We start from the raw sequence: 11766 nt of genomic DNA on the forward strand, positions 1-11766 counted from the left end.
TGGAGGATTGCGGTCGAATGTGGGAGCAACCCGCTCTACAGCGGAAGATGCCCCAACGGCAACGCCCCCGGGGTCTTCACCGTGTGAATCGCAAAGTTGCTGCGAATGTCACTCACCCCCGGCAGCTTCAGCAGGCAGCCGCTGAGAAAGCGGTCGTATGCGCGCAGGTCCGGCACCACCACCTGCAACAGAAAGTCCGATTCGCCCGACACCAGAAACGCCGAGATCACCTCCGGCAGGGCGGTGACTGCCGCGTAAAAGGCTTCGGCCTGCTCATCGTTGTGGCGCTCGACCTTGACCCCGACAAACACCGTCAGCCCCAGTCCTACTTCATCGCGATCAAGGTTGGCCTGGTAGCCACGAATCACCCCGGCCTCCTCCAGCATCCGCACCCGGCGCAAGCAAGGTGACGCCGACAGGCCGATCTCGTCCGCCAGCTCGACATTGCTCAGCCGTCCGTTGCGCTGCAACGCAGCGAGAATCTTGCGATCAAAAGCGTCGAGTTTCATGTTTGGCAGATCCTGCTGGTCAAGGCGCAAAAAGAAAGCAGGTTATGCCAATCCCAAGGGTTTTTGAAGCTGACTTCGCAAGCACCTGCCCCGCCCTTGCGCCATAGACTTTGCTCACCGAATCGATAACGAAAGGGCTGCGACATGACGAGTTTCTGGCTGTTTTTTCTGGCATTGGCGGTGGTCTTCCTGTTGCCCGGCCCGGACATGATTCTGTTGCTGCAAACCGGTGCCCGCCAGGGTCGCGGTGCGGCGCTGGCAACCGCCGTTGGCCTGGCGATCGCCCGGGGCTGTCACGTGGCATTGGCGGCATTGGGTCTGGCGGCGCTGTTCAAGGCGGCGCCGTGGACGTTTGATCTGGTGCGCCTGGCTGGTGCGGCGTACTTGCTGTGGATCGGCATTCAATGCTTGCGCAGCAGCTTGCTGCCGAACCTGAATACGGCTGCCGTGACTGACACCCAAGGACAATGGCGCGAGGCGATTCGCCGTGGCCTGCTGACCAATCTGCTCAATCCCAAGGCCTTGCTGTTCTGCTCGGTGCTGTTGCCACAATTCATCGTCAATGACGGCGCAGCAGTGCTGACCCAATTTGCCACCCTCGGCGCGTTGCTGGTGGGCATCGGGCTGCTGTTCGACAGTGCCTATGCCCTGACCGGCGCGGCGCTGGGCCGTTGGCTGCAACACAGTCCAACCGCCCAACGCGTTCAGCAATGGCTGTTCGGCAGCCTGTTGATCGGCTTCGCCGTGCGCCTGACGTTTATCCAGCAGGCCTAGGGTTTGCGGGACTTGCGTTGGCGCCGGCTGATCAGCGCCAATGCAACGCCGACCGCCAGTACGATCGCGCCGATCTGTACCGGCCATTTGTAAGGCCGCAGAGCCATGCGCGCGGCATCGGTCACCTGGGTGACGTAACGCTTGTCGGCGTTTTCGAAATCCGGATAGGGGCACTGATTACCGAAGTCCACCGCCCACGGCACGTACGGGCCTTCATTGACGTAGCGTCGATACAGCGCGCTCTGCTCTTCCAGGCTGCTGTTGAAACCCGCAGCGTTACACAACACCGCCGCAAACGCCTGACTGGTGTGCGGCAAATTATCGGCGGCCCGGCTGGCCAGCGCGGTGGCGACAAAACGGTAGTGATAACGCTCATCCGGCTGCGCTTCACTGGCCTTCTGGCGCTGGACTTCAGCCTCGGCCACCAGCGGCCCGACTTTCAGCTCGGTGTTTTCCAGGCTGTAGTTGCCGCCAAACGTGGCGTAGTCCGGCGCCATCTCGTAACCGAGAATGTCCATGCCCCATTCACGCGCGGTCCACGCCGCGTTGTACAAGGCGCTGGCGCGTTTGGTCGGCCACCACGCAGCGTCAGCCTTCATCCGTTGCTCGCCGTACAGACGGGCCTTGTGCTGCAGATCGGGATTGTCGAAATAGCCGACCGCTTCCTCGTAATGCCCTTCACGCAGCAAGCGCCGTCCCAGCAGATTGCGCAGGCTGGCGGCGACCGGCAGCGGCACGTAGTTGTCGCGCTGCTGCTGGGTCAATGCCGGCGGCGCCGGTACGTTGTCATCGACATAGCGCTTGAGCTCATCGACCGTCAGCACGCGCTCGGCCACCGTCGCCGCGTCGAACCAGTAGATGCTGTTGCTGCGATACAGCTGCACGAACGCTTGCAGGTATTCGCCACGTTGCAGCGCCAGAATCGCACTTTCGCCCTCGACCCGGCATTTCGGCTGGACGGTTTCGAAGTCCCAGTCAGGGGTGCGCCGGTAGCCCCAATCTTCGCTCTGCGGGAACGCCTGCGCGGCTTTGGCATAGGCGGCAGCTGCGGCATTTTTATCGCCGTCACGCACCGCCAGTTTGGCCCGCAGCCACCACGCCAGTCCGCCGTCACCGGCGTTTTCAAGGAAGGCCTTGGCGCTGGCGTAATCACCCTGTTGATAGTTCATCGCCGCCAGTCGATCGGCGTTTTCCAGGCTGCCACGGGTGCTGTCCTGCAGCAGCTTGATCAGTTTCTTCTCGTTCGGCGGTTGTTCGTCGAATGACCAACCCATGCGGCTGATCAACGAAGCGGTAACCAGTTGCTGCACGGCTTTGCGCTCCAGCAACTTGGCCAGTTGCGGTTCGGGCAGTTCGGCCAGCTCATTCATCAGTTGTTTCAGCGAGGTGTAACCCACGGCCGAGCCGTGCAGGTTCTGCGCTTCGTACAGTTCGATGGCGCCGTTCCAGTCACCAGCGTTGCGCAGCACCCGCGCCTCTTCGCCGAGGCTGGCCACCCCCAGCTCCAGCGGGTCGCTGAAGCCATCGATGCTCAGTTGACGAGCCTGACGGAAGGCCGCGCGCGCATCCTCCAGCACTTCGATGACATCGCCCGCCTCGGCACTCATGGCAAACCAGGCACGACCCAGGGAATACGCCGCCCAGGTGCTGCGCAGCGGACGCTGATCGGCCGGCAGTGCCAGCACTTTGTTGAAATATTCGATCGCCAGCGGATGATCGCCAGTGGCAAACGCCACCGCGCCGGCCACGTACAAACGGATTTCCGCCGGCAGACCGGCGCCCTGCGCCTCGACCTGACGCGCATCGCTCAGGCCACGCAGTTGCTTGACCAGCGCCTGTTGCTCGGCGCTCAGACCGACCTGCTCGGCTTTTTCGCGCAGCGCAGCAGGCTCGCTTGCGTCACCGTAGATATCGTCGGGATTGTACGTCGCCGCCGTGACATTCTTCAGCCCGGCAATGGTCTTGCCGAGGCGGCTGATCTCGAAGTTGAAGTTGCCCTCCGGCAAATCGGCCAGGGTTTGCCCGCGATTGTCGAGCAGGCGCATCGGGAAGTCCGGGCCGCAGGCCAACGCCGAACCCAGCGGCAGGCTGAGGCTCAGGCAGAGCAGATGGCGGGGCCAGTTACGGGTCAACATGCGAACCTCCTTGATCAATAAATGCACAGCGCGCCCAACCGATGGCGCGTTGTCCACCCGCCGGCAAACGACCGTCGCGCAGGCGGGTGAAGGTAAGCAGATCCGCGCTCTGTTGCAACGAATAACCGGCAAGCGCATCGGCGCCCTCGCAAGCGCTGGCCTTGACGATGATCCGTGCGGGCCAGGCACTGTCGAGGTTTCCGACATTGCGCAGGGCGATGTCCTGCAGGCCATCGTGGTCGCTGAACGCCAGACCGAGTTGGCTGCTCAACGCATCGCCGCGGGCCACGGCGCGCAACGTGGTCAGGCTCCAGGCCCGACGATCATTGGCCAGCGGCAGGCGAAACCAGATCAGCCCGGCCAGATGTTCCGGCGGGTCCTCGCGCAGCTCTTTTGCAAGTCGGCTCAGTTGCAACGGATCGGCGAGCAGTTCCCGGCGTTGCCCTTCACGTTCGATCGGTACTTCGCTTTCCACCACCGGGGCACCGTCGGCATCCGGCAGCAGCGCCACGCCATAGGCCGGCAACGCCAGATAGAACGGTTTGCTGCTGATTTTGCCCCAGGCGCTGGCCCAGCGCCGAGCCTGCTTGGGGTCGAACAAGCCGCGTCGCGGATCGCTGACGGCGTGCACCTGCAGCACGCTGCTGTCGACTGTGGCCAACAACGCCGGCAGCTGTGAACTGCCGAGCCACGCCGGCAGCGCGGTGATGCTCAGCGGCAACGATGCGGGCAACGCGGAATGCAGATGTGTCAGGAACTCGGTGTATTCCGGCAGACGCGCATTACCCGCGTCATGATCGATCTCGACGCCACTCAGGGTCAGCCCCTGCGCCTGCCAGTCGGCGACAACCTGAAGAATCTGCGCCGTGACCTGCGACTGATCCAGACTTTTGAGCTGACCGTCGAGACGAATCACCGCGATCAGAGGCCGGCCATCGTGCTTGAGCAATGGCGCGTCGATCCGCGCCCGATGCCAGCCGTCATTGGGGAATGCCTGCAAGGCCAGCACGCGCAAGGTCGAAAAGTCGCTGCGGCTGTCTTTCAGCGCGAGCTCATGGGCGGACGTCCATTGCCGTTGCCAGACGTAGAGTTGCTGATCGAGTGGCGCTGCGTCCTGTCGCTCACAAGCACAGAGCAACAACACCGCCAGCATGGCCGACAACCCGACGATAACGCGCATACCTTGCAGATCCCTGAGACATCAGGCTGCAAGGGTACACAAAAGCACTCAAGGCTTGCGGGCAATGATCACCTGACTCTTCGCCACCACGGCGTCCAGCGCCTGCTTGATCTGTGCACCACGGGGCGAATCGAGCACCGCTTGCCAGGTATTGGCCCAATGCTCGAGCAACGGGTGATCGGGGTTACTGAATTCGACCTTGGCTTCCCAGAACAACAGCATCCACATCGACCAGTAAAAGCCGTACTGACTGTGGCTGATGATCTCCAGCCCGGCGTCACTGACCATCGCCTTGAACTGCTCTTCACTGATGATGCGAATGTGGTTGGGTTTCTGGAAATAGTCCGGCGAGGCAATGTCTTTCTGCAAATCTTCCGAGCTGGGATGCGGCACGCTCAGCAGGTACAGCGCTCCCGGCTTGCCGACACGTACCAGTTCGGCGAGAAATTGCGCCGGATCGTCGACATGCTCGATGACTTCGGTGGAGACCACGCGGGTGGCGGTGGCATCGGCAATCGGCAGCGGGTTGCAGTCGGTCACGTGGCATTCGACGCTGCGTGCCGGGGTATCGCTCAGACGCTGGCGGGTGGCCTCGACCTTGGCCGCGTCGATGTCGGCAATGATGATCTTCGCCCCGCGCATGCCGCAGAAATGCACATTACCGCCGTCGCCACAGCCGACATCGAGCAACGTGTCATCGGCGCTCACCCGAAAGCCTGTGAACAGCTCGTCGGTCTCTTGATTGAACCAGCCACTGAGCTTTGCGTCGTACAGGCCGAGCATGTACGGATCAACCTTGTCGGCGGCAGATGGCACAGCAACCGGTGCGGGAGACGTTGCCGTGAGTTTCTTCAAAAGGCTCAGCATGAGGTAGCTCCAGAGGATGGGACGGCGGTTCGCGACGTACCGAGGCGGCGCACCAGCGCGGCGCCGCGATTGCGCATCGGCATTTCGATGAATCGGTAATTCAATTCGCTGAGCAGCGCGATCAGACCGCCGGCGATCAGCACCGTGAGAATCGGGTGCCCGGCCGGACTGGGCAGCCCCGCGTCCTGCAAGCGGAAGATCAATTCACGGACCAGCAGATAGGCCGGAATATGGATCAGGTAGATGCCGTAGGAGCGGCTGCCGATCCACGCCATCAGCCGTTGCAACCTTCCGCGCGGCAGCAGGTAATCGCGGTTGTACGAGGCAATCCACACCAGCAGCGCGCTGAGCATGGCGATCGAGCCGATGCGGTAAGAGGCGAACGTGAAGCGGCCGGTGGCCATGTAACTCAGCAGCAACGCCAGCACAATCAGTACCGAAACGCCGGCCCACGGCCGCCGCAGGAACCTCGGTTCCCAACGGGAATAACCCGGCTGCGCGCTCCACATCGCCAGCAATACGCCGAGGGCCAGGGCATCGGTGCGCACCACCATCAGCAAGGGGGTGCGCAACGTGAACAGTTGCACCGCGACCAGCGCCAGCAATACCCAGCCCAGATGTCGGCGACACACGACAATCAGCAGCGGGAACAGCAAGTAGAACTGCTCCTCCAGTGCCAGGCTCCAGTAGACGAAACTGCTGCCGTATTCGTACTGAAAGAAACTGTCGGCAAAACGGAAATTGGCGTACTGCAACACCCCGGCCAGTGTCGCCTGCAGGTTGGCGTGCAGCGTGCCGAACGCACCTGAGCGATTGAGCAAGACACAGGCCAGCAACATCAGCGCCAGCCACAGCCAGGCCGAGGGCAACAAACGAAAGGCCCGGCGCAGCCAGAAATTGCGTGTCTGCTCCCAGCACTGTCGACGGCTCGTGCAGCCTTGCAGAGCGGGGATCAGGCTGCGGGCGATGACAAATCCGGAAATCGCAAAAAACAGGTCAACGCCCCACCAGGACTGCGCCCAATGGTGGACTGTTTGCAGCAGCGGCACGGTGTCGGTGAACAGGCTGCCCTGCAGGTGATGAAACAGCACACCGAGCACCGCGATCGCGCGCAGTACCTCGATGTCCATGATCCGCTTGCTGTTCATGGCCCGCGCATCTCGGGGTCTGCGGCAACCCGGCGTTCGAACAACTGCCCCAGAAACACTTGCAACCGCTGCTCGGCCACTGCCTGACTGCAGAAATCCTGCAGGCTGCTCACCGCCTGAGCGGCCATCTGTGCATAACGTTGCGGATCGTCTTTGGCGACCGCATAGCTGGCGCGATAGGCCGTGCACAAAGACGTCCAGTTAGTCACATAACGCAGGGTGCGGAAGGCCTTGCGCGGGTCATGCGGCCAGGCCGTGAGCTCGTCGGTGGAGTCGATCAGAAAGGCATTGTCGGCACTCAGGTAATCGATCATTGCCGTCGTACGCGGCGCCACCGCCGGTTTGCCGCAGGACATGAATTCCATCAACGGCAGGCACTGGCCCTCGCCATAGGACGTGTTGACCACATAGCGGGTCGCCTGCACCAGACGCTCATAATCGGCGTCCGCGAGGTAGCCGTAGATCAGCACGATCCGGCAGCGGTAGGACTGATTCTTGTACAGGTGGTGGAGGATGTCGCTCAGCGCTTCTTCGGCATCGTGGTGCGTCAGTTTCAGCACGAGCGTTGCGTCCTCGACCTCGCGGAACGTCACGCAGAATGCACTGAGCATGTCCTCCCAGTTCTTGCGCCCATCGCCGGGATTGAACACTGAGGTGTAGACCACGCCGTCGAGCAGCAACTCTTGCTCCCTGACCGGCGCATGGAAATCGAGTCCCTTGCCCGTGCGCAAAGGCCGGGGGGCGAATGCGTTCAAGTCAAGTTTGCGACTGTCGGCCACCAATCCCTTGATCTTCAACCGTACCGGTCCATTCGGTGGCTGGCCCTGCAACGGCGCACCGCGGGCGGCAAAGCGATCCCATACCGGCGCAGGCACCGCGACGATCGGGTAATCGCTGTCCATTGCCTCGCGCACCGCGTTAACGGTGTAGCAGGAATGGGTGATCGCCGCTCCGCAAGCCTGCAGCACCGTGCGCCAGTCGTTGCGCGGCTCACCGGCAAACGGCTCATTGGGGATGGTGCTGAACTCCCACGCAAACACCGGCAAAGTCGGACACATCAGGTGTACCGGCGTGCGATGGGGCGGCGAGAACGACAGGAAGACGCACGGCTCGCCACTGGCGCGGCATTCCTCGTAAAGCGCGTCGACTTCGGTCAGCGGATCGGCCACTTCCACCACGCGTCCGAGACGCTCGAGTACCGGGCGATATTCCTTGAGCACGAAGTAATAGCTGTACTCCGAGCGCCCCAGATTCTGTGCAATGGTGTGCTGGTTGGTTTCCGAATGAATGATGATCAGCATGAGGCGTTTTCCGTCACTGACGCAGCATTGGCGGGATGCGGTGCAAGCCCGAAAAATTCCGCCATGCGCATTTGCACGGGGGCAAAAGCGCAGTAGTCATGCATGCGCTCGACTGCTGCCGCCGACATCTGCCGGTACCGCTCCGGCTGGTCTTTGGCCATGCGGTAGCTGTCCTCGTAGGCTTGTTTCAGCGAAGCCCAATCCGGGCGGTGGCGCAGGGTGCGGTAAATCAGCCGCGAGTCCTGCGGCCAGATGGCGGGTTCTTCGCTGGACTTGATCACGAAGGCGACGCTGTCGTCGATGTAGTCTTCCATGGCCGTGTGATCCGGGGCGATTACCGGTTTGCCACTGGACATGAACTCCATCAACGGCAGACACAGGCCCTCACAGCGCGAGGCGTTGACGTAGTAACTGGCAGCAGCGTAAAGCCGGGTGTACTGGGCGTCATCCAGATAACCGTGCAACACCACCACCCTGCAGGCAAAGGGTGAGAGCTGCGCCAACAGCGTCATTAATTCGCTGTAGTAAGACGCCAGGTCGTTCTGGGTGATTTTCAATACCAGCGTCGCATCGGCCGTTTCCCGAAACGCCCAGCAAAACGCGGTGATCAGTTGATGCCAGTTCTTGCGGCCATCTTTGGGGTTGAACACGGTGACGTAGACCACACCGTCGACCGTGGTGTCGACCACCGACGTGGTGTCCGGCAGATCCAGCGGCGGCGGTTCGGCCACTGCCACCGCCTGTGGACCGGCGATACTCGGCAGCTGTCGCTCCAGCCAGGCATGCGCCCTGCGTGAGAAAAGATCACGCAGTCCCTCCCAATACCAGTGATGCAGAAACTTCACCCGCGGCTGTAGCTGTTCGCGGCCTGCATCCAGGCGCCACTGGCGCAGGTAGTGCCGGGCGATGACCAGGCGCCGTTTGAAGGTCAGCGGAGGAGGTCGCTGTGCCTCGATCGCGGCCAGTTGCTCGGCGGTCAGTGGTTTGGGCAGCAGGTCATCGGCTGAGAGCGCCAGCGTACGGCTGTCGAAAATGCAGCCCTTGATCGCCAGCGGCGTGCCTGGATTGACCGGCGCCGGAACTTGCTGCTGACGAATCGCCGCAAAGTTCTCCCACAACGGTGTCGGCAACACCAGTACCGGAAAGTCCTCGCCCAGCGCCCGGCGAATCGCCCGGGCAGTATGGCTGGACAGAGTAATCACCCGCCCTTGTCGGGCCAGCATCTGCGTCCAGTCGTGGCGCGGATCGTTGTCCCAGATCTCGTCCGGGATCGAATCGAACTCCCAGGCAACCACACACAGGGTCGGACACTCGAGATCGGTCGGCGTATTTTGCGGCGGGGTGAAGGAGAGAAACAGGCTGTCTTCGCCCGCCTCGCGCAATTGGCGAAAGAGCGGATCAACCTCGGTGATGGCGGACACCACATGCACCCGCCCAAGGCTTTCCAGCACTGGGCGATAAGCCTTGAGCACGAAGTAGTAACTGTATTCGGGACGCCCGAGACTCTGGCTGATGGAACGGTCGTTGACGTCCGAGTAAAGAATGAAGTTCATGGCATCCCACGATGAAGCCGCCATCCCGGCTGCTTCAATCCATGACGGCGAAGCGCTGAATCGTGGTCGGCATGCCGACACTCGTCCTGCATCTTCCAGCCCGTCTTTGTTCTTGTTTTTAGTGGTCGGTCTGACTGGGGCTGAACAACCCCTGTTGAACGCGACGAGGGGCATTCTAAACACATCCGTCGCGGATTCGTGAACCGCCCGGCGAGAATAAATCCGTCTACTCTGACGAGAACTGACCAGTCACGGTTTGCACTGTTGAAATTGCCAAGCATTTGGCACAGATTGGTAACAAACAACTACAACAACGACTTCGCCTGTCGTCCTGTCGGCCTTTTTCATGCGGCCTGACAGACTTCCCCTCAAAGCCTGTGGGAAAGTGGCGAATGTTAAAGACCAAGGGGTCGCTGTTTGAAAAAGCGTCTGTTCGTCACGGGCCTCAGTGGGTTCGTGGGACAACATATCCAGTCGCGTCTGGCCCAGCCTGACTCGACGTGGGAACTGCTGCCTGCCATCGCACCCTACGATCTCACGTCAGCGGCGAGCCTCGTCGACCTGTGGCCACAATTGCCCGACGCGGTGATTCACCTCGCTGGTCAGACCTTCGTTCCTGAAGCCTTCCGTGATCCGGCCCGCACGCTCGAGATCAATCTGCTGGGTACCCTCAATCTGTTGCAGGCCCTCAAGGCCCGCGGATTTCGGGGGACCTTCCTGTATGTCAGCTCCGGCGACGTCTATGGGCAAGTCGACGAGAGCGCCCTGCCCATCACCGAACTGCAACCGCCCTGCCCGCGCAACCCCTATGCGGTGAGCAAGCTCTCGGCCGAGTTTCTCAGCCTGCAATGGGGCCTGAGTGAGGGCTGGCCGGTGCTGGTGGCGCGGCCGTTCAACCATATCGGCGCCGGACAGAAAGACAGCTTCGTCATCGCCAGCGCCGCACGCCAGATCAACCGCATCAAGCAAGGCTTGCAGGCAGCACGACTGGAAGTCGGCGACATTGACGTCACGCGCGACTTCCTCGATGTCGGCGATGTGATCGCGGCTTATTTCGCCCTTCTGGAAAAAGGCACACCCGGGCAGGTCTACAACATCTGCTCGGGCCGCGAACAAAGCATCCGCAGTCTGATCGAGCAGTTGGGCGATCTGGCGCAGGTCGAAGTGCAACTGGTGCAGGATCCGGCACGCATGCGGCGCGCCGATCAGCGTCGCGTTTGCGGCAGTCACGCAAAGCTGGTCCAGACCACGGGCTGGGCACCGGCAATCACCACACAACAATCCCTGCGGGCGATCCTGTCCGACTGGGAGCAGCGAGTAAAACAACAATGAAAAGTGCACTGATCACGGGGATCACCGGCCAGGACGGCGCATATCTGGCCAGGTTGCTGCTCGACAAGGGTTACAAGGTTCACGGCCTGGTAGCACGCCGTAGCAGCGATTCGCGCTGGCGCTTGCGCGAGATGGGCGTCGAAGGTGACATCGTCTACCTGGACGGTGACATGGCCGATGCCTGCTCGGTACAACGTGCAGTCATTCAGTCGGCGCCTGACGAGGTCTACAACCTCGCTGCACAAAGCTTCGTTGCCGCTTCCTGGAATCAGCCGGTGACCACCGGCATCGTCGATGGCCTGGGCGTCACCCACTTGCTCGAAGCGATCCGCCAGTTCAGCCCGCACACGCGTTTCTATCAGGCCTCCACCAGCGAAATGTTCGGTCTGATCCAGGCCGAGCAACAGGACGAGAACACCCCGTTCTACCCGCGCAGCCCCTACGGCGTGGCCAAACTCTACGGTCACTGGATCACCGTCAACTACCGTGAAAGCTTCGACCTGCACGCCAGCAGCGGCATCCTGTTCAACCATGAATCGCCGCTGCGCGGCATCGAATTCGTTACCCGCAAGGTCACCGACGCCGCCGCCCGCATCAAACAGGGCAAGCAGCAGGAACTGGCCCTGGGCAACATCGACGCCAAGCGCGACTGGGGCTTTGCCGGCGACTACGTCGAAGCCATGTGGCTGATGCTGCAACAGGACAAGCCTGACGATTTCGTGGTCGCCACCGGTGTCACCACCACCGTGCGCGAGATGTGCCGCATCGCCTTCGATCACGTTGGCCTCAACTACCGCGACTACGTGAAGATCGACCCGGCGTTCTTCCGCCCGGCCGAAGTCGAAGTGCTGCTCGGCAACCCGGCCAAGGCGCAGCGTGTGCTGGGCTGGAAACCGAAAACCGACCTCGACACCCTGATCCGCATGATGATGGATGCGGACATGAAACGCGTCGCCAAGGAGTAGGT

The 11766-nt window shown here is 61.8% G+C and carries 10 protein-coding genes; 3 read left to right on the forward strand and 7 right to left on the reverse strand.

Translation table 11 applies throughout. The features are described from left to right. Window positions 1-35: 35 nt before the first annotated feature. Entirely contained in the window at window positions 36-509 is a 474-nt protein-coding gene (locus tag ACOYXI_RS19255; protein ID WP_007960832.1) for an Lrp/AsnC family transcriptional regulator, read from the reverse strand. Between the two features lie 144 nt (window positions 510-653). Between ACOYXI_RS19255 and ACOYXI_RS19260 the strand changes: the two genes are divergently transcribed. Beyond that, complete coding sequence (locus ACOYXI_RS19260; protein ID WP_097090246.1) at window positions 654-1283, forward strand: LysE family translocator; 630 nt, start codon at window positions 654-656, stop codon at window positions 1281-1283. On the opposite strand, the gene ACOYXI_RS19265 is transcribed toward ACOYXI_RS19260, so the two are convergent. Genes ACOYXI_RS19265 through ACOYXI_RS19290 form a run of 6 tightly spaced genes read right to left on the reverse strand, consistent with a single transcriptional unit; the run spans window position 1280 to window position 9467 of the window. Then, a complete protein-coding gene (locus tag ACOYXI_RS19265) occupies window positions 1280-3418 on the reverse strand; it encodes a hypothetical protein (RefSeq protein ID WP_461675178.1) in 2139 nt (712 codons plus the stop codon). The two genes, ACOYXI_RS19260 and ACOYXI_RS19265, sit on opposite strands and share 4 nt — an antisense overlap. Next, a complete protein-coding gene (locus ACOYXI_RS19270) occupies window positions 3405-4598 on the reverse strand; it encodes a DUF3142 domain-containing protein (RefSeq protein ID WP_461675179.1) in 1194 nt (397 codons plus the stop codon). The genes ACOYXI_RS19265 and ACOYXI_RS19270 overlap by 14 nt, the downstream gene beginning before the upstream one ends. Before the next feature lie 48 nt (window positions 4599-4646). Then, window positions 4647-5465, reverse strand: coding sequence for a class I SAM-dependent methyltransferase (locus ACOYXI_RS19275; protein ID WP_027610312.1), 819 nt, complete (start codon window positions 5463-5465; stop codon window positions 4647-4649). After that, a complete protein-coding gene (locus ACOYXI_RS19280; protein ID WP_461675180.1) occupies window positions 5459-6613 on the reverse strand; it encodes an acyltransferase family protein in 1155 nt (384 codons plus the stop codon). The genes ACOYXI_RS19275 and ACOYXI_RS19280 overlap by 7 nt, the downstream gene beginning before the upstream one ends. Further along, the gene (locus tag ACOYXI_RS19285; RefSeq protein ID WP_461675181.1) at window positions 6610-7914 is read right to left on the reverse strand and encodes a glycosyltransferase; all 1305 of its coding nucleotides are present in this window, start codon (window positions 7912-7914) and stop codon (window positions 6610-6612) included. Before ACOYXI_RS19285 ends, ACOYXI_RS19280 begins: the two co-directional genes overlap by 4 nt. Further along, the gene (locus ACOYXI_RS19290) at window positions 7908-9467 is read right to left on the reverse strand and encodes a glycosyltransferase (protein WP_461675182.1); all 1560 of its coding nucleotides are present in this window, start codon (window positions 9465-9467) and stop codon (window positions 7908-7910) included. Before ACOYXI_RS19290 ends, ACOYXI_RS19285 begins: the two co-directional genes overlap by 7 nt. A gap of 417 nt (window positions 9468-9884) precedes the next feature. Here ACOYXI_RS19290 and ACOYXI_RS19295 point away from each other — a divergent pair, with 417 nt between their 5' ends. Together ACOYXI_RS19295 and gmd are read left to right on the forward strand one after the other, a co-directional pair. After that, window positions 9885-10799 (forward strand): GDP-mannose 4,6-dehydratase, encoded by a 915-nt coding sequence (locus ACOYXI_RS19295; protein ID WP_098966397.1) that lies wholly within the window; start codon window positions 9885-9887, stop codon window positions 10797-10799. Further along, entirely contained in the window at window positions 10796-11764 is a 969-nt protein-coding gene (gmd, locus tag ACOYXI_RS19300) for a GDP-mannose 4,6-dehydratase (RefSeq protein ID WP_027610307.1), read from the forward strand. The genes ACOYXI_RS19295 and gmd overlap by 4 nt, the downstream gene beginning before the upstream one ends. Window positions 11765-11766 lie beyond the last annotated feature (2 nt).

This window comes from Pseudomonas sp. G3-19, assembly GCF_054855875.1.